The organism is Streptomyces sp. NPDC053560, assembly GCF_044544605.1.
In the GTDB taxonomy this organism is placed as follows: Bacteria; Actinomycetota; Actinomycetes; order Streptomycetales; family Streptomycetaceae; genus Streptomyces.
In genome coordinates, this window is sequence record NZ_JBITXI010000001.1 from 79,735 (window position 1) to 105,001 (window position 25,267).

Genomic DNA, 25,267 nt, shown 5'->3' on the forward strand with positions numbered 1-25,267 from the left:
AAAGTATCTCAATGGTTGAGGCATCCTATCCTTGATACATGCACTCTCCCCGCCGGGAGCCCTCGGCCCCTCCCGCCACCGACCTGCAGGCCTTCGCGGTCCTGCTGCGCCGGATGAACAGCGAGTTCAACCGCATCGCCCACGACTTCGCGCAGGATCACCATCTGCACACCACCGACATCCAGGCCCTGTCCGCGATCATGGACGCGGAGGCCGAGGACGGGCAGCCCATGACACCCGGCCGGCTGCGCGAACGGCTCAACCTCACCTCGGGCGCCGTCACCGCCTGCCTGGACCGACTGGAACGCGCGGGGCACATCACCCGCATCCGCGATGCCGGCGACCGCCGCGTGGTCCATCTGCACTACAACGACAGCGCCCGCCAACTGGCCCGGCGCTACTTCCACCCCCTCGCCCGCAGCACGGACGCCGCCCGGAGCCAGTTCGACGACGAGCAGCTCGCGACCGTCACCGCCTTCCTCCAGGCCCTCAACCACGAGCTGGCTCAGGAGCGTTGACGCGCGGGACAGCGGGCCCCCACGGCCGTCTTGACTGGTGAAACCGGGTGGCCCGGGGCCATCGGCCGGTGATGGGATGCCAGCATGAGTGATCTTCGTATCCGTGCCGCACTGCCCGCAGAGATCGACGCCGTGCTGGCCTTCTGGAAGCTGGCCGCCGAGGGAACGAGCATCAGCGATGACCGGAACGGCGTGGCCCGGCTGGTCGTGCGCGACCCGGAGGCGCTGCTGCTCGCCGAGCGGGACGGCGAACTGGTCGGCACGGTGATCGCGGGCTTCGACGGCTGGCGCTGCCATCTGTACCGACTGGCGGTCCACCCCGAGCGGCGCCGGCAGGGCATCGGCCGGGCGCTGCTTGCGGCGGCCGAGGAGCGGTTCGCGGCGCTGGGCGGGCGGCGCGCCGACGCGATGGTGCTCGACCGCAACGACCTGGCGCACCAGGCGTGGCAGGCGTCCGGGTACGCGCCGGAGCCGCAGTGGAGCCGCTGGGTGCGGCACCTGGACGGCCCGAAGGCCGCCGACGGCGCGCCGAGCGCCGGGGCGCGGAGCGAGGTCGAGGCGTAGGGCGGACGGAGCGGGATGCGCGGCGCGTCGGCCGCTCCGGGCCGCCGATCCGGCCGACGATGCTGTTCATGATCGATCTGATGGCACGGACGCCGGTGTCCCACGACGGCCGGCTGGGCAGGGCCGAGGAGCACCCGGGCCACGCCGACCGCCCGTACGTCCGGCGGCGGGACCGCATCGCGGCCCTCGCGACGGGGCACCGGGTCGGCGCGCCCTCCCCGCTCGTGGAGTACACCGCGGAGGAGCACGCGACCTGGCGCACCGTGCTCGCCGCGCTGGCCGACGCCCAGCGGGGGCGGGTGTGCCGCGCGGTGGCCGCGGCCCGGGAACGGGCGCCCGTGCCGGCGGACCACATCCCCCAGCACGCGGAGGTCGGCGACCGGCTGCACGAGCTGACCGGCTTCCGCTTCACCCTGGCCGGGGGCATCGTGCCCAATGCCCGCTTCCTCGGTTCGATGGCCGACGGCTACTTCCACGCCGTGCAGTACGTACGGCATCCGGCGATGCCCCTGTACACCTTCGAGCCCGACGTCCTGCACGACATGCTCGGCCACGGCACCCATCTGTGCGATCCGTGGTTCGCCGAGCTGTACCGCACGGTGGGCCGGGCCGCGGCCCGGGTCACGTCCGACGACGCGCTGGACCTGATCAGCCGGGTGTACTGGTACACGCTGGAGTACGGCGTCGTCCACGAGGGCGGCCGGCCGAAGGCGTACGGCGCCGCGCTGCTGTCGTCGTACGGCGAGCTGCGGCGATTCGACCGTGCCGACATCCGGGCCTGGGACCTCGCCGACATCGCGGCCCGCCCGTACCAGGTCGCCGGATACCAGCCGGTCCTGTACACCGTGGAGTCACTCGACCATCTCGCCGAGACGCTGCACGGCTTCCTCGACGACTTCGACGAGTCCACCCGCGACCGCCTGGGGCTGCCACCCTTGGCGCAGCGGGGGTTCATGGGGCGTCCCGCGCCGGAACGCGCCGCCGCCCCCGCCGCCCCGCCGAACAAATGATCAACCGAGTTTTTTGCCGGTCCTTTACTATGGATACTCTCCTGGCTGTCGGATACACGGAATCCGCGGCCCCATCCCCGAAGAAAGGTGTGAGCGTCCGGCCATGGGCGACCCTCCTAGTTGCAGTCGACACCGCGCGAGCCTCCCGACCCTGTCCGACCATGGGATGGAGGTGACCCGATGACCGAGCTGCTCCTGCTGGCCGTGGCGCTTCTGCTGACCCTGGCCTGCGGCGTCTTCGTGGCGGCCGAGTTCTCGCTGACGACCGTCGAGCGCAGCGATCTGGAACGCGCCGCCGAGCGCGGTGAGCGCGGCGCGGACAGCGCTCTGAAGGCCGTACGCGGCCTGACCTTCCAGCTCTCCGGTGCCCAGCTGGGCATCACGGTGACCGGCCTGATCATCGGCATGCTGGCCAAGTCCTCGATCGCCGCGCTGCTCACCGGCCCCCTGGAAGCCATGGGGCTGCCGCGCTCGGCGGGCGAGAGCATCGCGCTGGTCCTCGGTACGGCCATCTCCACGGTCGTACTGATGGTCATCGGTGAGCTGGTCCCGAAGAACTGGGCGATCTCCAGCCCGCTGCCCGTCGCCAAGCGGGTGGCCACGCTCCAGCGGGGCTTCAGCGCCGCCTTCAAACCGCTGATCGGCCACCTCAACAACACCGCCAACCGTGTGGTGCGCCGGATGGGCCTGGAGCCGGCCGAGGAGCTGGCGTCCGCGCGCGGGCCGCAGGAGCTGATGGCGCTCGCGCGGCACTCCGCCAGGGAGGGCGCGCTGGAGCCGGACACGGCCGAGCTGTTCGTCCGCACGCTGAACCTCGCCGACCTGACGGCGGAGAACGTCATGACCCCGCGGGTGCAGGTCACAGCGCTGGACGTGCAGTGCACGGCCGAGGACGTGGCCAACGCGACCCGCGCCACCGGCCTGTCCCGCTTCCCGGTCTACCGCGGCAGCCTGGACAGCATCGTCGGCGTCGCGCACATCAAGGACGTGCTCGCGATACCGGCCGCGCGGCGGCCCCGGCACGCCGTCGCGGAGATGCTCCGCGAGCCGCTGCTGGTGCCGGAGACGCTGCCGGTCAACGAGCTGCTGGACCGGCTGTCCGGCAAGCGCACGATGGCCGTGGTGATCGACGAGTACGGCGGCACGGCCGGCGTCGCGACGCTGGAGGACATCGTCGAGGAGGTCGTCGGCGAGGTCGTCGACGAGCACGACCCGCAGGAGACCCCCGACCTGGCACCGGCCGGCGTGGACGAGGACGGCCGCACGCTCTACGACGCGGACGGCGCGGCCCGCGCCGACCAGCTGGAGCGGATCGGCCTGCGGATGCCGGAGGGCCCGTACGAGACGCTGGCGGGGCTGATCGCCACGGAGCTGGGCCGCATCCCCGGCCAGGGCGACGGGCTGACCGTCGCCGGGTGGCGGATGGACGTCGTGGACGCGTCCGGCCACCGCGCGGCGCGCGTGCTGCTGCACGCCCCCGCCGCCGGTGACGAGGACACCGCCCCGGCGCACGAGGAGGCCGCCCGATGACCGCACTGCAGCTCTTCATCGGCCTGCTCACGCTGGTCGTCAACGCCTTCTTCGTCGGCGCCGAGTTCGCGCTGATCTCGGTGCGCCGCAGCCAGATCGAGCCGTACGCCGAGCAGGGCGACCGCCGGGCGCGCAGCGTCCTGTGGGGCCTGCAGCACGTCTCGGCGCTGATGGCCGCGGCCCAGCTGGGCATCACGCTGTGCACGCTGGTCCTGGGCGCGGTCGCCGAGCCGGCCATCGCCCACCTGCTGGAGCCGCTGTTCCACGTCACCGGCGTGCCGGAGGCCCTGGTCCACCCGGTCTCCTTCGTCATCGCGCTGGCCCTGGCGACGTATCTGCACATGCTCTTCGGCGAGATGGTGCCGAAGAACATCGCGCTGGCCGAGCCGGTGCGCAGCGCGCTGGCGCTGGGTCCGCCGCTGGTGGCGATGGCGCGGGCGCTGCGCCCGGTGATCTTCACGGTCAACTCGTTCGCGAACGGGCTGCTGAAGCTGATGCGGGTGGAGGCCAAGGACGAGGTCGCCGCGACCTTCTCCGACGCCCAGCTGGCCAAGATGGTGGAGGACTCCTCCGACGCCGGACTGCTGGACGACCGGGGCGCCGAGCGGCTGCGGGACGCGCTGGAGCTGGGCCGCCGCCCGGTCCGCGACGTGGTCCTGCCGCTGGAGAAGGTGGTCTACGCCCGGCTGGGCGTCACGCCCGAGAGCCTGGAGGACCTGGCTGCCCAGTCGGGCTTCTCCCGCTTCCCCGTCGTCGACGACTCCCGCCGCATCCTCGGCTACCTGCACGTGAAGGACGCGCTGGACGCGATGCCGCGCGACCTGCCGTTCCAGGTCTCCTCGATGCGACCGATCGCCCGGGTGCGCGCCGCGACGCCGCTGGACGACGTGCTGACCGCGATGCGCGGCTCGCGCACCCACCTCGCCGCCGTGAGCGGCGACGACGGGCGGCTGGCCGGGCTGGTCACGATGGAGGACGTGCTGCGGGAGCTGGTGCTCCAGCAGCGCCCGGCGGGCTGACGGCGACACCTGAGGGCCTGATGGCACCTCCCGGCGCGGGCGGTCCTGTACTGCGTATAGGATCGCTCGCGCCATGGAGATCAGTGCTCAATACACCAGCTTTGTCGCGGTCGGGGATTCCTTCACCGAGGGAATGTCGGACGCGCTGCCGGACGGCTCGTACCGCGGCTGGGCGGACCTGCTCGCCGCCCGCCTCGCGGCCCGTACGCCGGACTTCCGGTACGCGAACCTCGCCGTGCGCGGCAAGCTCATCGGGCAGATCGCCCGCGAGCAGGCGCCCGCGGCCGCGGAGATGGACGCGGACCTGGTCACGCTGGTGGGCGGCCTGAACGACGTACTGCGCCCGAAGTGCGACGTGGCCCGGGTGTGCGCGCTCCTGGAGGAGGCCGCCGCACTGCTGGCGCCCCGGTGCAAGCAGCTGGTGCTGATGCGCAGCCCGGGCCGGCAGGGCCCGGTACTGGAACGCTTCCGGCCACGCATGGAGACGCTCTTCGACCACATCGACGAGGTCGCCGGGCGGCACGGCGCGATCGTCGTGGACCTCTACGGCTCCGCCGCCCTCGGCGATCAGCGGATGTGGGCGGACGACCGGCTGCATCTGACCGCCGAGGGCCACGAGCGGGTGGCCGAGGCGGTGTGGCAGGCGCTCGGGCTGCCGCCGGAGGCGGAGTGGGACGCGCCGCTGCCGCCGCCGGTCCCGCCGGGCTGGGTGGCCCGCCGCACCTCGGACGCCCGCTTCGCCCGCACCCATCTGCTGCCGTGGATAGGCCGCCGGCTCACGGGCCGGTCGAGCGGCGACGGCCGCCCGCCGAAGCGGCCGGAGCTCCTTCCGTACGGAGACGACGACTGACTTAACGCAAACTGCGTTAACAACGGCGGTCATTTCTGCTAAGAATGCTGTCGTCCCTGTTGGCGTCCCCTGGGAGCCGTGACCGGAGCATGACCGCCACCGCTCAGTACGACATCCCCGACACCATGCGCGCCGCCGTGCTCGTCGCACCGAAGCAGCTGGAGATCCAGGAGCGCCCCGTCCCCCGGCCGGGCCCCGGGCAGGTGCTCGTCCGCGTCGAGGCGGTCGGCGTGTGCGGCTCCGACGTGCACTACTACGAGCACGGGCGGATCGGCGACTTCGTCGTCCGCTCCCCCATGGTCCTCGGCCACGAGCCGGGCGGCACCGTCGTCGCCCTCGGGCCCGGCGCCCGGCGGCACACCCCCGGGCAGCCCGTCTCGATCGAGCCCGGCGTGCCCTGCGGCCGCTGCGCCCAGTGCCGGCACGGCCGGTACAACCTCTGCCCGGACGTGACGTTCTACGCCACACCGCCGGTGGACGGGGCGCTGTGCGAGTACGTGGCCGTCGACGAGGACTTCGCGCACCCGGTGCCCGAGTCGCTCGGCGCCGAGGGCGCGGCGCTGCTCGAACCGCTCTCCGTCGGCGTCTGGGCCTCCCGCAAGGGCCGGATCGGGCCCGGCTCGCGGGTGCTGGTGACGGGCGCCGGGCCCATCGGGCTGGTCGCGCTCCAGACGGCGCGGGCCTTCGGGGCGAGCGAGGTGGTGGTCACCGACGTCGCGTCGGAGCGCCTCACCGTCGCCCGCGAGCTGGGCGCCACGGCCACCGTCGACGCGCGCACCACCCGGCTCGCCGACACCGGGTACGCACCGGACGTCCTGCTGGAGTGCTCGGGCGCGCCTGCCGCCGCCGAGGAGGGGCTGCGGGCACTCGGCCGGGCCGGGCGCGCGGTGCTGGTCGGCATGGGCGGCGACACGATCCCGCTGCCGCTCTCGCACGTGCAGAATCACGAGATCGAGGTCACCGGCACGTTCCGGTACGCCAACACCTGGCCGACGGCCATCGCGCTGGCCGCCGCCGGCGAGGTGAACCTGTCCCGGCTGGTCACCCACCGGTACGGCTTGCGGGACAGCGTCGCGGCCCTCACAGCGGGCGCCGCCGACCCGACGGCGATCAAGGCCGTGGTGCGCCCGCAGCCGGAGTGACGGCACACCGGCCCGGACGAGGGGAGGAGCCACAGGTGCCCGCCAACGCACGGCTGTCACAGGCGGCCGTCGAGGACCGCCGGCAGGACGTCCTGCGGTACGTCGCCGAGCGGGGCGAGATCCGCATCGACGCCCTCGCGGCGCGCTTCGGCCTCAGCCTGATGACCATGCACCGCGATCTGGACGACCTCGCGGGGCGCGGTCTGCTGCGCAAGGAACGCGGGCGCGCGGTCGCCTTCCCGGCGCTGACCATGGAGACCGCCACCCGCTTCCGGGAGGGCACCAACCGCGAGGTGAAAGAGGCGCTGTGCGCCGCCGCCGCGGAGCGGATCCGGCCCGGCAGCACGCTGCTGATCGACGACTCCACCACCCTGTACCCGCTGGCCGACGCGCTCGCGGGGGTCGAGGGCGTCCGGGTCGTCACCAACTCGGTGGGGCTGGCGCAGCGGGTGTCGTCGGCCGCCGCCGCGGCCGTCACACTGCTCGGCGGGGAGTACCGGGGCGACTTCCACTCCTGCACCGGACCGGAGGTGACGCGGGCGCTGTCCCGGATCCGCGCGGACCTGGCGCTGATGTCCGCGACGGCGGTGCACGACGGCCGGCTCTACCACCCGCTGCCGGAGTTCGTCGAGGTCAAGGAGGCGATGCTGGCGGCCGCCGGGAACAGCCTGCTGCTCGCCGACCACACCAAGTTCGGCAGGACCGCGACGTACTGCTACGGGGACGCCACCCAGTACGAGGCGGTGCTCACCGACACCGGCACGGAAGAGGCGGAGACCGCGGCCGTGCGGGGACTGGGCGTGGCGGTCACGACCGTGCCCGTGCGGTTGTAGCAAGCCACAATCCGGACCGTGGCACTGGCCTGCGCAAACGAACAGTAGAATCGGCTCACGTGACTGCAAAGCCCCGCATCCCCAATGTCCTGGCCGGCCGCTACGCCTCCACGGAGCTGGCCGTCCTGTGGTCCCCCGAGTACAAGGTCAAGCTGGAGCGGAAGCTGTGGCTCGCCGTGCTCCGCGCGCAGAAGGACCTCGGCGTTGAGGTGCCCGAGCAGGCCCTCGCCGACTACGAGCGAGTCCTGGACAACGTCGACCTGGCCTCCATCGCCGAGCGCGAGAAGGTCACCCGGCACGACGTGAAGGCCCGGATCGAGGAGTTCAACGCCCTCGCCGGCCACGAGCAGGTCCACAAGGGCATGACCTCCCGCGACCTGACCGAGAACGTCGAGCAGCTCCAGGTCCGCCTCTCGCTGGAACTGATGCGGGACCGCAGCGTCGCCGTCCTCGCCCGCCTCGGCAAGCTGGCCGGCGAGCACGCCGAGCTGGTCATGGCCGGCCGCTCGCACAACGTCGCCGCCCAGGCCACCACCCTCGGCAAGCGCTTCGCCACCGCCGCCGACGAGCTGCTCGTCGCCTACGGCCGCCTGGAGGACCTCCTCTCGCGCTACCCGCTGCGCGGCATCAAGGGCCCCGTGGGCACCGCGCAGGACATGCTCGACCTGCTCGGCGGCGACGCCGGCAAGCTCGCCGAGCTGGAGCAGCGCATCGCCGGCCACCTCGGCTTCGCGCGGAACTTCACCTCCGTCGGCCAGGTCTACCCCCGCTCGCTCGACTACGACGTGGTCACCTCCCTGGTGCAGCTGGCCGCCGCGCCGTCCTCGCTCGCCAAGACCATCCGTCTGATGGCCGGCAACGAGCTGGTCACCGAGGGCTTCAAGCCCGGCCAGGTCGGCTCCTCGGCGATGCCGCACAAGATGAACACCCGCTCCTGCGAGCGCGTCAACGGCCTGATGGTCATCCTGCGGGGCTACGCCTCGATGGCCGGTGAGCTCTCCGGCGACCAGTGGAACGAGGGCGACGTGTCCTGCTCCGTGGTCCGCCGCGTCGCGCTGCCGGACGCGTTCTTCGCGCTGGACGGCCTGCTGGAGACCTTCCTGACCGTCCTGGACGAGTTCGGCGCCTTCCCCGCCGTCATCGCCCGCGAGCTGGACCGCTACCTCCCCTTCCTCGCCACCACGAAGGTCCTCATGGGCGCCGTGCGGGCCGGCGTGGGCCGCGAGGTCGCGCACGAGGCGATCAAGGAGAACGCCGTGGCCGCCGCGCTCGCCATGCGGGAGCAGGGCGCCGAGCGCAACGAGCTGCTCGACAAGCTCGCCGCCGACGAGCGGATCCCGCTGGACCGCGACCAGCTGGCCGAGTCGATGGCCGACAAGCTGTCCTTCACCGGCGCCGCCGCCGACCAGGTGGCGGCCGTGGTCGCGCGCATCGAGGAGATCGCGAAGCAGCACCCCGAGGCCGCGGCCTACACGCCCGGTTCCATCCTCTGACCCTCCGGACGATCGGAGCGCCGTGCCGCGGTACACCCCCGAAGAACTGGAAGCCGCTCGTGACCGCCTCGTCCCGGACGTGGCCGCGCCCGGACTCCGGGTCCTCTTCTGCGGTATCAACCCGGGCCTGATGTCGGCCGTCACCGGCCACCATTTCGCCCGGCCCGGCAACCGCTTCTGGCCGACGCTGCACGCCGCCGGGTTCACCCCCCGGCGGCTGCGGCCCGACGAGGAGCAGGAGCTGCTGCGGTACGGCGTCGGCATCACCAACGTCGTCCAGCGGGCCACGGCCCGCGCGGACGAGCTGGCGCCGGAGGAATTCGAGGAGGGCGGCCGCCAACTGGAGGAGAAGGTGCGCCGGCTGCGGCCGGCCTGGCTGGCGGTCGCCGGCGTCACCGCCTACCGCGCGGCCTTCGGCGACAAGCACGCCAAGGTCGGGCCGCAGGAGCGGACCATCGGCGGCGCCCGCATCTGGGTACTGCCCAACCCCAGTGGTCTGAACGCTCACTGGAACCCCACCACGCTGGCGGAGGAGTACGGCCGGCTCCGCGCGGCGGCGTTCGCCGAGGAATGACCGCCCCGGCGGGGCAGCGGCGGACCCGCGCCGCTGTCCGGCCACACCGCCACGACCAGCTCGTACGGCAGGAACTCGGCGGCCCTTCCCACACCGGTCGCCACCCGGCATTCCCCCGCCGCCCACACATGGGCCGTCCCGGTCAGCGCGGCCAGGTCCGCCAGCGGCTGCGGCACCGGTAAGCCCATCGCCGACCGCTCCAGATGGGGCGTCAGGTCCAGCACCCCGGACGGCCCCCAGCGCGCGGACAACACCCCGTCCAGCGCTTCCCGCTCCGCTGCGAACTCCTCGGCCACGACCGGCGCGTCCGCCGGGTCGGCCTCCCAGAACTCCTCGCTCACACGGAGCCGGAGAACGCGGCCGGCCTCGCCCGGCGCGGCGAGCGCGGCGTCGATCGCGGACAGGTGACAGGAAATCTGTTGCCTCGTCATGTCAACAGTAAAGACCCCGCCTCTGACAATCGGCCGTCACAGGCCGTGACCAGCGGCTTCAAGGCTCGCCGCAGGCCGTCCGACGGGCTACGATCCCGCAAACACCTGAGGCGAGGGAGGCAGAAGTTGGGGCGGCTCACCGGCGGGGACCCCTCTCTGCTGCGACGGATCAACTCCGCCGTGGTGCTGCACGCGCTGCGTGCCGCCGACTCCGCGACCCTGACCCAGCTGGTGGAGGTCACCGGCCTGTCCCGGCCCACCGTCGAGGGGGTCGTGGAGGGGCTGATCGAGTCGGGGCTGGTCGTCGAGGTGCCGGCCGACGAGGGCGTGGCGCGACGGCAGGGCAGGCCCGCGCGCCGGTTCCGCTTCCGCGCCGAGGCCGGGCACCTGCTGGGTATCGAGATCGGCCCGCACCGGGTCTCGGCGCTGCTGTCCGATCTGTGCGGGCGGGTACTGGGCTCGGTCCAGCACGACGTCGACGAGGTCACCTCCGCCGACCGGCGGCTGGCCTGCGTCCGGGACACCGTCGCCGACCTGCTGCTGCAGGCCGGCGTGGCACGCGATTCGCTGCGCGCGGTGGGCGTCGCCGGCCCCGGCATCGTGGAGGCGGACGGCCGGGTACGGCTGGGTACCGCACTGCCGGGGTGGACCGGACTGCCGCTGGGCGAACGGCTGCGCAAATGGTTCCGCTGCCCCGTCCTGGTCGAGAACGACGCCAACGCGGCGGCCGTGGCCGAGCACTGGAAGGGCGCGGCGGCGGGCTCGGACGACGTGGTGTTCGTGCTGGCCGGGCTGAGTCCGGGCGCGGGATCGCTGATCGGCGGGCGGCTGCACCGCGGTTTCGGCGGGGCGGCCGGCGAGATCGGCGCCCTGCACCTGCTCGGGCGGGAGGCGACACCCGAGACGCTGCTGTCGACGACCGGCGAACCGCTGCATCCGCTGGACGAGGCGCAGGTCGCGCAGGTCTTCACGCTCGCACGCGAGGGCGACGCACAGGCCCGGGACGCGGTGCAGCGCTTCCTCCAGCGGCTGGTCCACGACGTCGCGGCGCTGGTCCTCGCCCTCGATCCGGAACTGGTCGTCATCGGCGGCTGGGCGGCCGGTCTGGACGGCGTGCTCGGCCCGCTCCGTGAGGAGCTGTCCCGCTACTGCCTCCGCCCGCCCCATGTCGCCCTGTCCACCCTCGGCGAGGCCGTGGTGGCGACGGGCGCGCTGCGCCTGGCCCTCGATCACGTGGAGGAGCAGCTCTTCGCGGTGGACGGCACGGTCACGGCCCGGCGCTGACCGGACGCCGGGCGCCCGGAGGCGCCGAGCGGACCGGTCGCGGGCCGGGCCGGAGCGGCTGACGGCCGGTCAGCCGGCGAGTACGGCGAGGGTGTCGTGGTCGCCGAAGGTGAGGCGGCAGGTGTCCGCGCGGTAGGTGGAGACCGCGACGGCGGTGGTACGGCCGCCGGTCACGTACCGCGTGGTGACGACCAGGACGGGCGCGCCGGGCAGCCGGTCCAGCTGCTTGGCGTCCTCGGCGCGGGCCGAGCCCAGTTCCACCGCGCGCTCCTCGCCGTCCAGTTCGAGCCGCTGCAGCTCCTGCAGGACGGCACGCGCGCGGGCGACCGGCCCGGAGGCGGCGTCCGCCGCGATGCCCGGGACGGACTCGGCCGGTACGTAGAGCAGTTCGGCCGCGACCGGCTGGCCGTGGTCGACCCGCGTGCGCCGCACGACGTGCACGGTGTCCGCCGCGCCCGCGCCCAGCGCCTCGGCGACGGCCGGCGAGACCGAACCGCCGTCCACCACGGCGGCGTCCTCCGGCTGCCAGGCGTCGCCGGGCGCGCCGGGCCAGCTGTGGCCGGAACGGTCCACGGGCACGCCCATGCGGGGCGGGGCGACCGTGGTACCCACGCCGCGACGGCGCTGCAGCCGGCCTTCCAGTTCGAGCTGTTCGAGCGCCTGCCGGAGCGTGGCGCGCGCGACCCCGAAGCGCGCCGCGAGGTCCCGCTCGTTCGGCAGGATCTCGCCGACCGCGAACTCCGAGTCGAGCGCGTCACTGAGCACGGTCTTGAGGTGCCAGTACTTCGGTTCCTGCACCGTGTCGAGCTGCGTGGTCCCCACCCTGTCCTCCGCATTCGCCGGTTTCCCCGGTCCGTCTCCGGGGGTGTCCCGGGTGGCCCCGGGGTTTTGAGTACTTCTTTATTAAAGGTTGTTGAAGTATGGCTGTGACGATATGGGCGGCCCCACCCTTGGTCAAGACCAATCGGCGTTCCGATGCCGTAGCGTGACCGACTCAACACGGTTGGAGACGGTGGCCGGGGCCCGCCCTGCCTGATGGCATGGCGTCCGTTCCGGCGGGTACGGTCCCGGCATGCTTGCCGTGCTCCACACCTCTCCGGCCCATGTCCCCGTGTTCGACGCGCTGCGCGACGCCGAGGCACCCGCGCTGAAGCTGCGTCACCTCGTGCACCCCGAGCTGCTCGACCGGGCGCGCGAGGCCGGCCCCGAAGCGGTCGCCGACGACGTGCGCGGGGCCCTCGCGGCGGCCGTGGCCGAGGGCGCGACGGCCGCGTTGTGCACGTGCTCCACGATCGGCGGCGTCGCCGAGGCCGCGGCCGCGGAGTTCGACGTACCGGTGCTGCGTGCCGACCGGCCGATGGCGGAGGCCGCGGTGGCGGGCGGTGAGCGGATCACCGTACTGGCGACGGTGGCGAGCACCCTGGAACCGACGGTCGCGCTCATCGAGGAGGAGGCGGAGCGCGCCGGGCGGCGGGTCGTGGTCCGTACGCATCTGGTGCCGGACGCCTTCGCGCTCTTCGAGGCGGACGACCACGAGGGCTATCTCACCGCGGTGGCCGAGGCCGTACGGGAGGCGGACACCGACGGCAGCGCGGTGACCGTGGACGAGGCCGTGGACGGCGCGGAGGACGCCGGGACGCCCAGGAGCGCGCACGTCATCGTGCTCGCGCAGGCGTCGATGGCGCCGGCGGCGGAGCGCGCCGACGTGCGTACCGAGGTGCTGACCAGCCCGCGCAGCGGCCTGCGTGCCGCGGCACGGGCGGCGGGCGTCGTGCCGCGGTAGGCGACGGCGGGCGTCAGGCCGCGGCGGGGCCCTCCCCCACCCCGGCCAGCTTGTCCGGGTTGCGGACGACGTAGATCGTCTGGATGCGGCCGTCGACCACATCGATCTGGAAGACCGTGTCGACGCGGTCCCCGACCCGCCCGACGAGCGCGAACCCGCCGTTGAGCGCGGCGAAGTCGAACCGCAGGTCCGCCGGCTGGTTCTTGGCGATGGACACCATGAAGCGGCCGACCTTGTCGGAGGTCTCGATGACCCGCAGCGGCGCCTTGGCCTTGCCGCCGCTGTCGCCGACCAGCCGTACGTCCTCGGCGAGCAGCCCGATCAGCCCCTGCAGGTCATCACCGGCAGCGGCGGCGAGGAACCGTTCGGTCAGGTCGCGCTGCCGCTCGGGGTTCACCTCGAAGCGCGGCTTGCGCTCCTCCACGTGGCGCCGGGCGCGCCCCGCCAGTTGGCGCACGGCGGCCTCGCCGCGCTCCAGTACCGCGGCGATCTCCGGGTACGGGTAGCCGAACGCCTCGCGCAGCACGAAGACGGCACGCTCCAGCGGCGAGAGGGATTCCATGACGACGAGCACGGCGAGCGTGACGGACTCGGTGAAGACGGCCCGGTCGGCGCCGTCCGGTACAACACCGCCGAAGTCGGTCGCGACGGGCTCGGGCAGCCACGGTCCCACGTACGTCTCGTGCCGGGCCTGCGCCTGGCGGAGCCGGTCGATGGCGAGCCGGGTGGTGACGCGTACGAGGTAGGCGCGCGGTTCGCGCACCGTGTCGTGGTCGGCGGCCGACCAGCGCAGCCACGCCTCCTGCACGACGTCCTCGGCGTCGGCCACCCGGCCGAGCATGCGGTAGGCGACGCCCTGCAGGAAGGGGCGGTGTTCTTCGAAGACATCGGTCGCGGCATCCATGAGCACGCCCTCATCCCACCGGGACGGCCACGCGTTGTCCAGCCTGCGGCGTACAGTCGCGCGCCTGCGGGAGGAGCCGGTCCCCTGCGGACGGTGTACGCCGCGGAATTCGGGTCCGCCTGCTACCGCCCGGTAATGATTGCTGACATGGTGTCTATCGAGCCGCCCCCACGCGCGGCCCCTCCCCTCAACGGCTTCCCCTCCCCCGAAGGAGCCCCCATGACGACCGCCACGGCCTCCGCCCTGCACGTCTCCCCCGACGGCCGCCCGCCGTTCACGGTCGCGTACGAGCGCAAGGGCGCCGGCGAGCCGGTCGTGCTGCTGCACGGCATCGGCCACCACTACCAGGCCTGGGAGCCGGTGTTCAGCGTCCTGGCCGCCTCGCACGACGTGATCGCGCTCGATCTGCCGGGCTTCGGCGCCTCGCCCGCGCTCCCCGACGGCGTACCGTACGGGATGACGTCGGTGGTCCCGCTGCTCACGGACGCCTTCGCCGCACTGGGCATCGAACGGCCGCACGTGGTGGGCAACTCGCTCGGCGGGCTGCTCGCACTGGAGCTGGGCCTGACCGGCGCCGCGCGATCGGTGACGGCGCTGTCCCCGGCGGGCTTCTGGACGGAGGCCGAACGCCGGTACGCCTTCGGGGTGCTGATGGGCATGCGGGCCGGCGCGAAGGCGCTGCCCCAGCCCGCGGTCGAGGCGCTGGCCCGCTCTGCGGTCGGCCGTGCCGCACTGACCAGCTCCATCTACGCCCGCCCCGGTCGCCGGTCGGCAGCCGCCGTGGCGGCCGAGACGCGGGCCCTGCGGGAGGCGCCCGGCTTCTCCGCCACGCTCGCGGCGGGGCGCGGCCCCGGTGTGCTCTTCCGGCACGACCTCCCGGACATCCCCGTGACCATCGGCTGGGGAAGCCGCGACCGGCTGCTGCTTCCCCGCCAGGGCGTACGGGCCAAGCGCGTGATCCCCGGCGCCCGCCTCGTACGCCTCCCCGGCTGCGGCCACGTCCCCATGAACGACGACCCGGCGCTGGTCGCCCGCGTCATCCTGGACACGGTGGCGCCGGCAGCGGCGTAGCAACGGCGCGAGCGGGCGAGCGCGGCGGGCGGGTACGGCGGGCGGGTACGGCGGGCGCTCGCCTACGGGGCGAATCGAACGCATCCGCACCCCCACCGGGGGATTACCCGTACGGCGGGGCAGGCAAGCCCGAACCGCCGCGGCCCCCTTCCTGGCCATCCTCGCCCCCGCTTGCGACCATGGCCCGGTTCCGCGTTCCGCGCCCGCGGCATCCGGTTGTTCACCGGGTGTTGGGTTGCGGGGCACCGGACAGCGATAGGAACCGGACGTCAGCGAGGACGAGCGGACCACGGGAGGACGCACATGGCGCAGGGAGCAGCGGGCAGAGCCTTCGGGCGGCGCGAGGTGCTGCACGGGGCGGCGGCCGCGTCCGCGGCGTTCGCCCTGCCGGCGATCGGCTGCGCGGCCCCCGCCCAGGCGCGCGGCGGCCGGCCGAGCGCCGAGTGGGGCGTACAGGTCGGCGACGTGACGACGGGCTCCGGGCTGGTGTGGGTGCGCTCCGACCGGCCCGCGCGGATGACCGTGGAGACCGCCGCGACCGAGTCCTTCCGGCACGCGCGCACCTGGCGCGGCCCGGTGGTCGGCGCGGGCACGGACTTCACCGGCGTGACGTCGCTGCGCGGCCTGCCGCCCGGCGAGCAGATCCACTACCGGGTCACGCTGGCCGATCCCGACGACCCGCGGCGCGCGGGCGAGCCGGTGACGGGCACGTTCCGTACCGCGCCGGAGAAGCGCGGCGAGCGGGTGCGCTTCCACTGGTCCGGGGACCTCGCCGGGCAGGGCTGGGGCATCAACTCGGACCGCGGCGGTTACCGGATCTACGAGGAGATGCGGCGCCGCGACCCGGATTTCTTCCTGTGCAGCGGCGACAACATCTACGCCGACGGCCCGATCACGGACAGCGTGACGCTGCCGGACGGGCGGGTCTGGCGGAACATCACGACCGAGGAGAAGTCCAAGGTCGCCGAGACGCTGGCGGAGTTCCGCGGCGCCTTCCGGTACAACCTCCTGGACGAGAACCTGCGGCGGTTCAACGCGCAGGTGCCCACGATCACGCAGTGGGACGACCACGAGGTGCACAACAACTGGTATCCGGGGCAGATCCTGGACGACGACCGGTACACGGTGAAGGACGCCGACGTGCTGTCGGCGCGCTCGCTGCGGGCGTTCAGCGAGTACTTCCCCATCCGTACGCTGCGCCCGGACCGGCGCGGGCGGGTGTACCGGGTGGTCAACCACGGACCGCTGCTGGACGTGTTCGTGCTGGACATGCGGACGTACCGGAACGCCAACTCCGACGGGCGGCAGACGGAGGACGCGCAGGGCATCCTGGGCGCCGAGCAGCTGCGGTGGCTGAAGCGGGAGCTGTCGCGGTCCCGGGCCGTGTGGAAGGTGATCGCTTCCGACATGCCGCTGGGCCTGGTCGTGCCGGACGGCAAGACCCGCTTCGAGGCCGTGGCGCAGGGCGATCCGGGGCAGCCGCTGGGGCGGGAGCTGCAGCTCGCGGAGTTGCTGCGGCACATCAAGCACCAGCGGATCACAGGCACGCTGTGGCTGACGACGGACGTGCACTACACCTCGGCGCAGCACTACGACCCGTCGCGGGCGGCGTTCAAGGACTTCGAGCCCTTCTGGGAGTTCGTCTCCGGGCCGCTGAACGCGGGCGGGTTCCAGGCGCTGAAGCTGGACGGTACGTTCGGGCCCGAGCAGCGGTTCCTGAAGGCACCGAACCGGGCGAACACCTCGCCGGCCGAGACACCGCAGTACTTCGGTGAGATCGACATCGACGGCGGGAGCGGCGAACTCACGGTGCGGCTGCGGCAGGACAGCGGAGAGGTGCTGTTCAGCCAGACCTTGCAACCGGGGCGAGTCGGACAGTAGGGGCGTCCGACCCGAAGGCGAACACAGAGGCAATTGCGTCCTTTACCTGGCGGACACAAGGCGTTTGTGATCATGCAACACCGGTCGGTGATGCTGGAGTGCATGACTGAGAAAACCGAGCACTGCACTGCCCGCCGTTCGATGTGGCGGCGGGCCGCCGACCGTCTCGCCACCGGCCTGCCCCTCGGGTGGCCAGGACGCCAAGAACCGGCGCCGCCGCCGGGTGATACCGGCGCCGCGGCGTCGTCGGCACCCGTCCTCACCGAGGGCGCGGCGCTCCCCGACACGACGCTGTGGCGCATGCGCACGACCGTACGGGACGAGCCGGGCAGCCTGGCCGCGCTGTGCCAGGCACTGGCCGTGCACCGGGTGGACATTCTGAGCCTGCAGACCCACCCGCTGTCCGAGGGCACGGTGGACGAGTTCCTGCTGCGAGTGCCGGGCACGCCGGACCGGACGGCGCTGACCGGCGCCGTGGCCGCGGCGGGCGGCCGGGACACCTGGCTGGAACGCGCCGATGCGCATGATCTCGTCGACGCGCCGGCCCGTATGCTGTCCCTGGCCACCCGTACGGCCCTGGACTCCGCAGAACTCCCTTTGGCGTTGCGGCAGTTGCTCGGCCGCTGCACCATCCACTCGGTACCCGCGCGCACGCTGAAGGGCGAGCCGTTGGCCGAACGGGTGCCGGACGAAGGCGTTCTTGAGGACCACACCATGAAGTTCCGCGACCCGTCCGGGGGGTCTATCACCATCGAGCGGCCGCAGCTGCCTTTCACCCCGACCGAGTTCGCCCGCGTCCGGGCGCTGGTGGAGCTGGACGCCCGGCTCGGCCAGCGCGTGCCGGAGCGCCGGGACACCCTCACCCTCCCTGAGGGCAGTCCCATCACGGTGCGCCGCGCCGACACCTCCGACCTGGCCGCGGCCCGTGAGATGCACGACCGCTGCTCCTCGCGCACGCTGTCGCTGCGGTACCACGGACCGGTGCACGACGCCGACCGCTACCTCGACCACCTGCTGAGCCCGCGGCACGGCCGCACGCTCGCCGTGGAGGCCGCGTCCGGGCGGCTGGTGGCGCTGGGCCACCTGCTGTGGGACGGCGACGAGACCGAGGTGGCACTGCTGGTGGAGGACGCCTGGCAGCGCCGCGGCATCGGCGCCGAACTGCTGGAGCGGCTGGTCGGGATGGCGGCCGAGACGGGTTCCGAGAGCGTGTACGCCATCACGCAGGCGTCCAACACCGGGATGGTGGCGGCCATGCGCGGCCTCGGGCTGCCGCTGGACTACCAGATCGAGGAGGGCACGCTGGTGATCACGGCCCGGCCTGCGGGGCTGCGGCACCGGCCGCAGCCGGCTCCCGCCGTTCCCGCCGGACGGGAGACGGCCGGCCGCTGAGCGCCGCGTCGAGGTCCCGCCACAGGTCCTCCACGTCCTCCAGGCCCACCGACATCCGCAGCAGCCGCTCGGAGATGCCGCCGGTCGCGCGGTCGGCGGCGTCGACGATGCGGTGGCTGATCGAGGCCGGGTGCTGGAGGAGCGTGTCGACGCTGCCGAGACTGACCGCCGGGGTGATCAGACGCACCCCGGCGGTCACCTCGTGCGGGTCCCCGCACACCTCGAACGCGACCATCGCACCGCCGAGCCGCGGGTAGTGCACCCGGGAGACCCGGGGGTGCGCGGCGAGCCGCCGGGCCAGCTCCGCCGCGGTGGCCGACGCGGCCCGCACCCGTACGGGGAGCGTGGCCAGCCCGCGCAGCAGCAGGTAACCGGCGAGCGGGTGCAGTACGCCGCCGGTCGCGAAGCGCACTTGGCGCAGCCGCCGCGCGAACTCCTCGTCGCAGGCCACCACGCCGCCCAGCACGTCGCCGTGACCGCCGAGGTACTTGGTCGCGCTGTGCAGGACCAGCCGGGCACCCGCGTCGGCGGGGCGCTGCAGCACGGGAGTGGCGAAGGTGTTGTCGACGAGCAGCGGTACGGAGCCGCAGGCGTGAGCGGCGGCCGCGAGGTCGGTCTCGGCGAGCGTGGGGTTGGCCGGGCTCTCGACCATGACCAGGCCGGTGTCGGCCCGGATCGCGTCGCCGATCCCGGCCGGGTCGGTCCAGGTGACGTCCGTACCCAGCAGGCCGCCGGTCAGCAGGTGGTCGCTGCAGCCGTACAGGGGTCGTACGGCGACGACGTGCCGGAGGCCCTCGGCGTGCCGGGCGAGGAGACAGGCGGTCAGGGCCGCCATCCCGCTGGCGAAGGCGACGGCGGACTCGGTGCCTTCGAGGCGGGCGAGCGCGGCTTCGAAGCGGGCGACGGTGGGGTTGCCGAGCCGGCCGTAGACGGGCGGGCCCGCCAACTCGGCGCCGGTGGCGGCGAACGCGTCGAGGCGGGCCGCCTCGGCCCGGCTGTCCGCCGAGGGGTAGGTGGTGGACAGATCCAGCGGTGCCGCGTGCAGTCCCTGGGCCGCGAGGTCCTCGCGGCCGGCGTGCACGGCCTCGGTGGCCAGGGCACGCGGCGGCGCGGTGTCGAGGGCGGTGCGGGGGACGGTGACGGCGGGGGTGGCGCGGTCCGGGCGCGCGGGTGAGCGAGTCATGCCACGATGCTGGTCAGGCGGGCTGACCGGATGGTCAACTTCCGTGTTACGTTCGGGACATGGCCGACTCTGTGCGTCTCGATCCGGTGGACCTGGAGATTTTACGCCTGCTGCAGAACGACGCCCGGACCACATATCGCGAGCTGGCCGCGGCGGTCGGCGTCGCGCCGTCGACCTGCCTGGACCGGGTGACCCGACTGCGGCGCAGCGGCGTGATCCTCGGGCACGAACTGCGCCTGGACCCCGCGAAACTGGGCCGCGGGCTGCAGGCGCTGCTGTCGGTGCAGGTGCGTCCGCACCGCCGGGAGCTGGTCGGCCCGTTCGTGGAGCGGATCCGCTCGCTGCCCGAGGCGCTCTCCCTCTTCCATCTCACCGGGCCCGAGGACTATCTCGTCCATGTCGCCGTGCGGGACGCGGCCGACCTCCAGCGGCTGGTCCTGGACGAGTTCACCGCCCGGCGCGAGGTGGCCCGGGTCGAGACGCGGCTGGTCTTCCAGCGCTGGACGTGCGGCCCGCTGCTGCCGCCGGCGGACGCGGTCGGCGAGAAGACGCGCTAGGGGCCTCCGAACGGGCTCCATGGAGAGCCGTCGGAAAGCCCCGGGCCTGAGAGCCGGCTACATCACCGATCCGGGCGGCGCGATGACCAGCCTGAGGTGCAGGCCGGCGGCCCTGAGGCCGGAGTGGACGGGGAGGCTCGGGCGGACCAGGGTCAGGCTGCCCCTCATGGAGCGCAGCGCGCTCTGCACCCCGAGGAGGGTGTAGAGGCCGGCGTTGTCGCAGGACGTGACGCCGGCGAGGTCCAGCCGGAGATGCCGGGAGCCGCTCGCCATGACCGCCGCGGTGGCGTCGCACAGATCGCTGACGCTCTCGCCGTCCAGCACGCCCACCACGGCCAGCTTGGCCAGGGTGGGCGAGCCGTCGGGGACCGGCCACCGTTCGATGCGTACGCGCCTGTCGGTCCGGGTCTTCACATGCATCCCGGCCGCCTCCCTTCAGCCGACCCTCACCGGTCTCGCCGGCTCAAGGCCATAGTGACGCGGAAACGGGCGCCACGCGGCCCGGCGATCGAAACCGATCGAAGAATTCCGTCACAGACCGTGACCGTGGCACCGGCATGTGCCGCGGCCACGGGCACACGGCGTAGGCATGACGCGCGGCGGGCCGGAACCCGGGCCCACTACCGTCGCGGCTCCTCGCCGAGCGCGTCGCCAGTGGCCTCGATGAGCAGCCTGGCCTCGTCCTCTCGCTCGTCGTACCGGCCGGGGTGGGCGGACACCTGGACGTTCTGGGCGAGCTGACCGGGGGTCAGGTCCGGGTCTTCCTCGTTCTCCTCGATGGCCCGCTCGAAGAACCGGTGCGACGCGTGATTGACGTTCATGCACTCCTCGGCCGTGCCCCAGTCCATGCTGGGGCGCTGCTGGAACACGCCGACCGAGTCGAGGTGACCGTGGTCGAGGTTCTCCATCCCCGATTCGACGAGCCCGGCCTCGAAGGCGGCGAGCACGACCTTGTCCGGGGCGTCCAGCTCCCGCCCCACGAGGTAGACCACTTCGGCGACTTCCGGATCGGGGCGCCCCCTGGCGGGGCCGGGCGGCGGTCCTTGCGGGGCCGGCTGCGGCACGTTGCCCTCCTGCCGTTGCTCCGGTGGCGTCCGTTTCAGCGTCGGGCACACGCGGGCGCCGGGGCAAGACCGCGGCCTCTTGCCAAAACATCACAGGAAGTGTGTGATGTTGCGCGGCGGTCGCGTACGCGTCGGAGGAGGGCACATGGTGCGGCAGAGTCGTGGGTCCGAGGCCGACGTCGAGCGTCGCCGCCGCCGGGTACTCCGGCAGGTCATCGACGAGGGCTCCGTACGGATCACCGCGCTCGCCGAAACCTTGCAGGTCAGCACCATGACCGTGCACCGTGATCTGGCCAATCTGGAGTCCCGGCGGCTGCTGGAGAAGCGCCGCGGCAGGGCCGTCGCGCTGCCCACCGTCACGGTGGAGACCGCGACCCGCTTCCGGGAGGACCAGCAGGCCGGGGCGAAGGAGGCGTTCGCCGAACTGCTGGTGCGGGAGGTCAGCGCCGGCGACACGGTGCTGATGGACTGCGGCTCCACCCTCTTCCCGCTCGCCCGCCGGCTCGGCCGCATCGAGGGGCTGACGGTACTCACCAACTCCCTGCGTGTCGCCGCGCTGATCGGCGCCGCGGGGGCGCCCGGTGCGGAGGTCGTCGTGCTCGGCGGCCGCTACCGCCCCGACTTCGAGGCCTGCGCGGGCCCGGAGACCCTGCGCCACCTCGCCCGGGTCCGCGCCACGGTCGCCTTCTCCTCCCCCACCGCGGTCGACCGCGGCCGGCTGTTCCATCCGGTGCGGGAGTGGGCCGAGCTGAAGGCGGCACTGCGAGAGGCCGCCGAGCGCAGCGTGCTGGCGGTGGACCACACCAAGTTCGGCCGGACCGCCACCCACGGGTACGGTGACGCGTCCGGGTACGACCTGATGATCACCGACACCGCGACGCCGGAGGACCAGACCGCCGCCATCGAACGGCTGGGCGTACGGGTCCACGCCGTCCCGCCGGCCGCCCCCACCGGAGCCGGCACCGACACCGACTGACCGCCAGCCGCAACGCCCCCTTTTTGAAAGGCAGTTCACCATGCGTGCCGTCGTCATCCAGACCCCCGGTTCCTACTCCGTCGAGACCGTCGCCGATCCCGCGCCGGGGCCGGGCGAGGTCGTCGTCGAGGTGGCCGCCGTCGGCATCTGCGGTACCGATCTGCACATCGTGCAGGGGGAGTTCGCGCCGACGCCGTATCCGATCATTCCCGGGCACGAGTTCACCGGGGCGGTCGTGGCGTTGGGTGCCGAGGTGAGCGGGGTGCGCGAGGGCGACCGGGTCGCGGTCGATCCCTCACTGTTCTGCGGCTCCTGTCACTTCTGCAGCATCGGCCGGGGCAACCTCTGCGAGCGATGGGGCGCGATCGGCGACACGGTGGACGGCGCGATGGCGCAGTACGTCAAGGTGCCGGCGGCCAACTGCTACCGGCTGCCGGAGAGCGTGGACCTCGCGCAGGGCACCCTGATCGAGCCGCTGTCCTGCGCGGTGCACGGCTTCGACGTGCTGCCGCGCGATCTGGGCGCGCACTACCTCATCTACGGCGCGGGGACGATGGGCCTGATGATGCTGCAGCTCGCGCGGCGGGCCGGGGCCGCCTCGGTATCGGTCATCGACATCAACACCGAGCGCCTGAAGGTCGCCGAGCAGCTGGGCGCGGACGCGGTGGCGACCGGTGCGGACGCGCTGGACCGGCCGCAGGGCTGGGAGATCGTCATCGACTGCACGGGGGTGGTGCCGGTGATCGAGGACGCCATCACGCGGGTCCGGCGGGGCGGTACGTTCCAGCAGTTCGGTGTGGCGCCCTCGGACGCCATGGCGAGGATCTCGCCGTTCCGCATCTACAACGACGAGATCACCGTGGTCGGTTCGATGGCCGTGGTGCACAGCTTCGGGCGGGCCGTGGAGCTGATGGGCAAGGGCGCGCTGGACGCCGACACGATGATCACCCACTCCTACGGCCTGGGCGACTTCGGCCGGGCCCTGGAGACCTTCCAGCAGGGCACCGGCCGCAAGATCCAGCTCCGTCCGGCGTCCTGAGCGGCGCCGGCGCCCGCGCACGACGCTACGCGCCTCCCTTCCGCGGACGGTCCCCGCAGGCGCGTGACCACCAGGTGCCCTCGCCGTGCGAGAGGCCCGGCAGGCGCCGTTCGACGGTGTGCAGGTGGCGGGCCGGGAGGGTGCCCTTGATCAGCCAGCCGGCGTCCGCTTCGGCCGCCGTCTCGGCGATGTCCGCGCCGAGGCCGGCGAGGCAGGCGGTGACGGCGGGCAGCGCGTCGGCCGGCACGTCGGCCTCGAAGGCGTGGTACGGCTCGTACACCCGGGTGCCGGCCCGTTCCAGGGCGCGGGCCAGCACCAGCGGGGTCAGACCGCGGAAGTCGGCGGCCGTGCTGAGCGGGCCGACGAAGCCGGAGCGGACGAGGGTGACGGTGCAGTCGGTGACGGCCCAGCCGTGCGGGCCGCGGCGCAGCGCCGCGTGCACGCTCTCCTCGACGGCGGTGTGGAAGGCCCGCGGCAGCGCGCCGAGTTCGGTCTCGTAGCGGAAGACGGCGCCGGTGCCGTCGGCGGCCGGGTCGACGCGGAGTCCGACGGTGGCCCAGTGGCCGCTGGGGGCCGGGGCCCGGTGGCCCAGTTCCTCGACGGCCTCGCCGGTGCCGGCCGGGCGTTCGCGGCACACCACCCGGCTCGGGGTGAAGGTGGCGTCGATGCCGTACTCGTCCGCGAGCGCGGCCGCGATGATCTCCTTCTGCATCTCGCCGTGGAGCAGGACGGAGGTGGTGCCGTCCGGTTCGGCGCAGGCGTGGATGAGCGGGTCCTCCTCGGCCAGGCGCCGGAGCGCCGCGTGCAGCCGGGCCGCGGCGCCGGGGCCCGGCTCGCGGGGCCGGACGACGGTGCGGAGGGTGGGGGCCGGGAAGTGCGGCCGGTGTGCGTCGTCGTCCGGGGTGCCGAGCCGGTCGCCGACCCGGATGCCGGCCACGCCGCTGATCCTCGCGATGTTGCCGGGAGTCAGCCGGTGGCAGGTCCCGTCCGCCGCGCCGACGACTTCCAGTGCGGTGATCCGGCCGGTGTACGTGTGCGGGGTGCCGTCCGGCTCGCGGCGGTGGAGGGTGACCCGCTGCCGCGCCGCCAGTTCGCCGGAGTACAGCCGTACGTAGGCGGTCCTCGCTCCGGCGGCGGTGTGGTCGGCGGCGAAGACGGTGCCGCGCGGGTCCGGTGACCGCGCCGGGTCCGGGACGGCGGCGGGCGGCAGCAGCCCGGTGATGCCGTCGAGGAGCGCGGCGACACCCTGGCCGCTGAGCGCCGAGCCGAAGTACACGGGGTGCGCGAGCCCGCGGGCCGTGCGGTCGGCGAGGGCGGTGCGCAGCTCGGCGGGGGTGGGGTACGGGCCGTCCACGACCCGGGCCAGCAGCGCGTCGTCGGTCTCGGCGAGCGTCTCGGCCACCCGGGTGCGGAAGTCCGGGTCGTCGAGGGAGTACGGCACCGTGCGGGCGGTGCGCGTGCCGAGGCCCTGCACCGCCGTCATGGGGACGAGGTGCGGCGCGAGCTTCCGGCGGGCGTCGGCGAGCAGGCCGTCGTGGCGGGCGCCGGCCCGGTCGGTCTTGTTGACGAAGAGGAGGGTGGGCAGCCGCATCTCACGCAGGGTGCGCATCAGGAGGCGGGTGTGCGCCTGGACACCCTCGACGGCGGAGAGCACCAGGACGGCGCCGTCGAGCACCGCGAGGGCGCGTTCCACCTCGGCCACGAAGTCGGCGTGGCCGGGGGTGTCGATGATGTTGACCCGGGTGGTGCCGAGGGTGAAGGAGACGACGGCGGAGCGGACGGTGATGCCGCGCTGCCGTTCGACGGTACCGGTGTCGGTGCGGGTGGTGCCGGCGTCGACGCTGCCGAGCCGGTCGATGGTGCCGGTGTCGTGCAGCAGCCGCTCGGTGAGGCTGGTCTTACCGGCGTCGACGTGGGCCAGGATGCCGATGTTCAGGGTGCGCCGGATGGCGCTGGGGGTGTGCGGAGTGCGCATGGGTGCCGAAGTCCTCGATGACCGTCCGATGGGGGCGCTGGGTCGTGTCGAGGTATCGGCGCATCGCGTCTTCCTGTCCGTGGGTGGCCGGGGCCGCTCGGTCGAGTGGCGGGCTCATCATGCCGGTGCCGGTGCGCGGCGCGGCAACCGGTTTTTTCCGGCCGCCGGCGCTGGTGCGAGCCGTCGTCGCCGGG

Annotated in this window: 25 protein-coding genes; 18 read left to right on the forward strand and 7 right to left on the reverse strand. The window is 73.4% G+C overall.

From position 1 onward, the window contains the following. The first annotated feature begins 38 nt into the window (after nucleotides 1-38). The 10 genes from ACIGQF_RS00395 to mug all read left to right on the forward strand — a co-directional run bounded on the left by ACIGQF_RS00395 (nucleotide 39) and on the right by mug (nucleotide 9,533). Nucleotides 39-518 (forward strand): MarR family winged helix-turn-helix transcriptional regulator, encoded by a 480-nt coding sequence (locus ACIGQF_RS00395; RefSeq protein ID WP_399703439.1) that lies wholly within the window; start codon nucleotides 39-41, stop codon nucleotides 516-518. An 84-nt stretch (nucleotides 519-602) separates the two neighbouring features. Then, entirely contained in the window at nucleotides 603-1,082 is a 480-nt protein-coding gene (locus ACIGQF_RS00400) for a GNAT family N-acetyltransferase (RefSeq protein ID WP_399703442.1), read from the forward strand. Nucleotides 1,083-1,150: 68 nt separating this feature from the next. Further along, a complete protein-coding gene (locus tag ACIGQF_RS00405) occupies nucleotides 1,151-2,092 on the forward strand; it encodes a phenylalanine 4-monooxygenase (RefSeq protein ID WP_399703444.1) in 942 nt (313 codons plus the stop codon). A gap of 180 nt (nucleotides 2,093-2,272) precedes the next feature. Continuing rightward, a complete protein-coding gene (locus ACIGQF_RS00410; protein WP_399703446.1) occupies nucleotides 2,273-3,622 on the forward strand; it encodes a hemolysin family protein in 1,350 nt (449 codons plus the stop codon). Beyond that, the gene (locus ACIGQF_RS00415) at nucleotides 3,619-4,641 is read left to right on the forward strand and encodes a hemolysin family protein (RefSeq protein ID WP_399703448.1); all 1,023 of its coding nucleotides are present in this window, start codon (nucleotides 3,619-3,621) and stop codon (nucleotides 4,639-4,641) included. Before ACIGQF_RS00410 ends, ACIGQF_RS00415 begins: the two co-directional genes overlap by 4 nt. Before the next feature lie 73 nt (nucleotides 4,642-4,714). Then, nucleotides 4,715-5,491, forward strand: a complete 777-nt coding sequence (locus tag ACIGQF_RS00420; protein WP_399703450.1) for an SGNH/GDSL hydrolase family protein — start codon at nucleotides 4,715-4,717, stop codon at nucleotides 5,489-5,491. An 89-nt stretch (nucleotides 5,492-5,580) separates the two neighbouring features. Beyond that, nucleotides 5,581-6,633 carry an NAD(P)-dependent alcohol dehydrogenase gene (locus ACIGQF_RS00425; RefSeq protein ID WP_399703454.1) on the forward strand — a complete coding sequence of 351 codons (1,053 nt, stop codon included), beginning with the start codon at nucleotides 5,581-5,583 and terminating at the stop codon, nucleotides 6,631-6,633. A gap of 35 nt (nucleotides 6,634-6,668) precedes the next feature. Beyond that, nucleotides 6,669-7,466, forward strand: coding sequence for a DeoR/GlpR family DNA-binding transcription regulator (locus ACIGQF_RS00430; protein ID WP_399703457.1), 798 nt, complete (start codon nucleotides 6,669-6,671; stop codon nucleotides 7,464-7,466). Nucleotides 7,467-7,525: 59 nt separating this feature from the next. Next, nucleotides 7,526-8,959, forward strand: a complete 1,434-nt coding sequence (gene purB / locus ACIGQF_RS00435; RefSeq protein ID WP_399703459.1) for an adenylosuccinate lyase — start codon at nucleotides 7,526-7,528, stop codon at nucleotides 8,957-8,959. Nucleotides 8,960-8,981: 22 nt separating this feature from the next. Next, nucleotides 8,982-9,533 carry a G/U mismatch-specific DNA glycosylase gene (mug, locus tag ACIGQF_RS00440; protein WP_399703461.1) on the forward strand — a complete coding sequence of 184 codons (552 nt, stop codon included), beginning with the start codon at nucleotides 8,982-8,984 and terminating at the stop codon, nucleotides 9,531-9,533. Here mug and ACIGQF_RS00445 read toward each other — a convergent pair. Continuing rightward, nucleotides 9,464-9,964 (reverse strand): hypothetical protein, encoded by a 501-nt coding sequence (locus ACIGQF_RS00445; protein ID WP_399703463.1) that lies wholly within the window; start codon nucleotides 9,962-9,964, stop codon nucleotides 9,464-9,466. The genes mug and ACIGQF_RS00445 overlap by 70 nt on opposite strands. 126 nt (nucleotides 9,965-10,090) lie before the next feature. On the opposite strand from ACIGQF_RS00445, the gene ACIGQF_RS00450 reads away from it, so the two are divergent. Then, nucleotides 10,091-11,248 carry an ROK family transcriptional regulator gene (locus tag ACIGQF_RS00450; RefSeq protein WP_399703465.1) on the forward strand — a complete coding sequence of 386 codons (1,158 nt, stop codon included), beginning with the start codon at nucleotides 10,091-10,093 and terminating at the stop codon, nucleotides 11,246-11,248. A gap of 69 nt (nucleotides 11,249-11,317) precedes the next feature. Here ACIGQF_RS00450 and ACIGQF_RS00455 read toward each other — a convergent pair whose 3' ends face one another. Beyond that, a complete protein-coding gene (locus ACIGQF_RS00455) occupies nucleotides 11,318-12,070 on the reverse strand; it encodes a GntR family transcriptional regulator (RefSeq protein WP_399703468.1) in 753 nt (250 codons plus the stop codon). A 250-nt stretch (nucleotides 12,071-12,320) separates the two neighbouring features. On the opposite strand from ACIGQF_RS00455, the gene ACIGQF_RS00460 reads away from it, so the two are divergent. Beyond that, entirely contained in the window at nucleotides 12,321-13,031 is a 711-nt protein-coding gene (locus ACIGQF_RS00460; protein WP_399703472.1) for an arylsulfatase, read from the forward strand. 13 nt (nucleotides 13,032-13,044) lie between these two features. On the opposite strand, the gene ACIGQF_RS00465 is transcribed toward ACIGQF_RS00460, so the two are convergent. Continuing rightward, nucleotides 13,045-13,935: an RNA polymerase sigma-70 factor gene (locus ACIGQF_RS00465; protein ID WP_399703475.1), complete on the reverse strand. Its 891-nt coding sequence runs from the start codon at nucleotides 13,933-13,935 to the stop codon at nucleotides 13,045-13,047. 219 nt (nucleotides 13,936-14,154) lie between these two features. Between ACIGQF_RS00465 and ACIGQF_RS00470 the strand changes: the two genes are divergently transcribed. The 3 genes from ACIGQF_RS00470 to ACIGQF_RS00480 all read left to right on the forward strand — a co-directional run bounded on the left by ACIGQF_RS00470 (nucleotide 14,155) and on the right by ACIGQF_RS00480 (nucleotide 18,279). Beyond that, nucleotides 14,155-15,006: an alpha/beta fold hydrolase gene (locus tag ACIGQF_RS00470; RefSeq protein ID WP_399703477.1), complete on the forward strand. Its 852-nt coding sequence runs from the start codon at nucleotides 14,155-14,157 to the stop codon at nucleotides 15,004-15,006. Nucleotides 15,007-15,309: 303 nt separating this feature from the next. Then, entirely contained in the window at nucleotides 15,310-16,887 is a 1,578-nt protein-coding gene (locus ACIGQF_RS00475; protein ID WP_399703480.1) for an alkaline phosphatase D family protein, read from the forward strand. Nucleotides 16,888-17,028: 141 nt separating this feature from the next. Beyond that, nucleotides 17,029-18,279: a GNAT family N-acetyltransferase gene (locus ACIGQF_RS00480; RefSeq protein ID WP_399704733.1), complete on the forward strand. Its 1,251-nt coding sequence runs from the start codon at nucleotides 17,029-17,031 to the stop codon at nucleotides 18,277-18,279. Here ACIGQF_RS00480 and ACIGQF_RS00485 read toward each other — a convergent pair. After that, the gene (locus ACIGQF_RS00485; RefSeq protein WP_399703483.1) at nucleotides 18,197-19,462 is read right to left on the reverse strand and encodes a trans-sulfuration enzyme family protein; all 1,266 of its coding nucleotides are present in this window, start codon (nucleotides 19,460-19,462) and stop codon (nucleotides 18,197-18,199) included. The two genes, ACIGQF_RS00480 and ACIGQF_RS00485, sit on opposite strands and share 83 nt — an antisense overlap. A gap of 59 nt (nucleotides 19,463-19,521) precedes the next feature. On the opposite strand from ACIGQF_RS00485, the gene ACIGQF_RS00490 reads away from it, so the two are divergent. Continuing rightward, complete coding sequence (locus tag ACIGQF_RS00490) at nucleotides 19,522-20,019, forward strand: Lrp/AsnC family transcriptional regulator (RefSeq protein WP_361561539.1); 498 nt, start codon at nucleotides 19,522-19,524, stop codon at nucleotides 20,017-20,019. Nucleotides 20,020-20,076: 57 nt separating this feature from the next. On the opposite strand, the gene ACIGQF_RS00495 is transcribed toward ACIGQF_RS00490, so the two are convergent. Further along, a complete protein-coding gene (locus tag ACIGQF_RS00495; RefSeq protein ID WP_399703485.1) occupies nucleotides 20,077-20,439 on the reverse strand; it encodes an STAS domain-containing protein in 363 nt (120 codons plus the stop codon). Between the two features lie 200 nt (nucleotides 20,440-20,639). Then, nucleotides 20,640-21,083, reverse strand: coding sequence for a hypothetical protein (locus ACIGQF_RS00500; protein ID WP_399703487.1), 444 nt, complete (start codon nucleotides 21,081-21,083; stop codon nucleotides 20,640-20,642). Nucleotides 21,084-21,228: 145 nt separating this feature from the next. Between ACIGQF_RS00500 and ACIGQF_RS00505 the strand changes: the two genes are divergently transcribed. Together ACIGQF_RS00505 and ACIGQF_RS00510 are read left to right on the forward strand one after the other, a co-directional pair. Then, on the forward strand, nucleotides 21,229-22,059 hold the full coding sequence (locus tag ACIGQF_RS00505; RefSeq protein WP_399703490.1) for a DeoR/GlpR family DNA-binding transcription regulator: 831 nt from the start codon (nucleotides 21,229-21,231) through the stop codon (nucleotides 22,057-22,059). Nucleotides 22,060-22,099: 40 nt separating this feature from the next. Next, entirely contained in the window at nucleotides 22,100-23,098 is a 999-nt protein-coding gene (locus tag ACIGQF_RS00510) for a zinc-dependent alcohol dehydrogenase family protein (protein WP_399703493.1), read from the forward strand. A 25-nt stretch (nucleotides 23,099-23,123) separates the two neighbouring features. On the opposite strand, the gene otr(A) is transcribed toward ACIGQF_RS00510, so the two are convergent. Next, nucleotides 23,124-25,073: a tetracycline resistance ribosomal protection protein Otr(A) gene (gene otr(A), locus ACIGQF_RS00515; RefSeq protein WP_399703496.1), complete on the reverse strand. Its 1,950-nt coding sequence runs from the start codon at nucleotides 25,071-25,073 to the stop codon at nucleotides 23,124-23,126. Nucleotides 25,074-25,267: the final 194 nt, after the last annotated feature.

Bases quoted from the DNA above. Each gene is read 5' to 3' on its own strand.
- ACIGQF_RS00395 (WP_399703439.1), top strand. From the start codon at position 39: ATGCACTCTCCCCGCCGGGAGCCCTCGGCCCCTCCCGCCACCGACCTG.
- ACIGQF_RS00400 (WP_399703442.1), top strand. From the start codon at position 603: ATGAGTGATCTTCGTATCCGTGCCGCACTGCCCGCAGAGATCGACGCC.
- ACIGQF_RS00405 (WP_399703444.1), top strand. From the start codon at position 1,151: ATGATCGATCTGATGGCACGGACGCCGGTGTCCCACGACGGCCGGCTG.
- ACIGQF_RS00410 (WP_399703446.1), top strand. From the start codon at position 2,273: ATGACCGAGCTGCTCCTGCTGGCCGTGGCGCTTCTGCTGACCCTGGCC.
- ACIGQF_RS00415 (WP_399703448.1), top strand. From the start codon at position 3,619: ATGACCGCACTGCAGCTCTTCATCGGCCTGCTCACGCTGGTCGTCAAC.
- ACIGQF_RS00420 (WP_399703450.1), top strand. From the start codon at position 4,715: ATGGAGATCAGTGCTCAATACACCAGCTTTGTCGCGGTCGGGGATTCC.
- ACIGQF_RS00425 (WP_399703454.1), top strand. From the start codon at position 5,581: ATGACCGCCACCGCTCAGTACGACATCCCCGACACCATGCGCGCCGCC.
- ACIGQF_RS00445 (WP_399703463.1), bottom strand. From the start codon at position 9,964: ATGACGAGGCAACAGATTTCCTGTCACCTGTCCGCGATCGACGCCGCG.
- ACIGQF_RS00460 (WP_399703472.1), top strand. From the start codon at position 12,321: ATGCTTGCCGTGCTCCACACCTCTCCGGCCCATGTCCCCGTGTTCGAC.
- ACIGQF_RS00465 (WP_399703475.1), bottom strand. From the start codon at position 13,935: ATGGATGCCGCGACCGATGTCTTCGAAGAACACCGCCCCTTCCTGCAG.
- ACIGQF_RS00470 (WP_399703477.1), top strand. From the start codon at position 14,155: ATGACGACCGCCACGGCCTCCGCCCTGCACGTCTCCCCCGACGGCCGC.
- ACIGQF_RS00475 (WP_399703480.1), top strand. From the start codon at position 15,310: ATGGCGCAGGGAGCAGCGGGCAGAGCCTTCGGGCGGCGCGAGGTGCTG.
- ACIGQF_RS00480 (WP_399704733.1), top strand. From the start codon at position 17,029: ATGTGGCGGCGGGCCGCCGACCGTCTCGCCACCGGCCTGCCCCTCGGG.
- ACIGQF_RS00485 (WP_399703483.1), bottom strand. From the start codon at position 19,462: ATGACTCGCTCACCCGCGCGCCCGGACCGCGCCACCCCCGCCGTCACC.
- ACIGQF_RS00490 (WP_361561539.1), top strand. From the start codon at position 19,522: ATGGCCGACTCTGTGCGTCTCGATCCGGTGGACCTGGAGATTTTACGC.
- ACIGQF_RS00495 (WP_399703485.1), bottom strand. From the start codon at position 20,439: ATGCATGTGAAGACCCGGACCGACAGGCGCGTACGCATCGAACGGTGG.
- ACIGQF_RS00505 (WP_399703490.1), top strand. From the start codon at position 21,229: ATGGTGCGGCAGAGTCGTGGGTCCGAGGCCGACGTCGAGCGTCGCCGC.
- ACIGQF_RS00510 (WP_399703493.1), top strand. From the start codon at position 22,100: ATGCGTGCCGTCGTCATCCAGACCCCCGGTTCCTACTCCGTCGAGACC.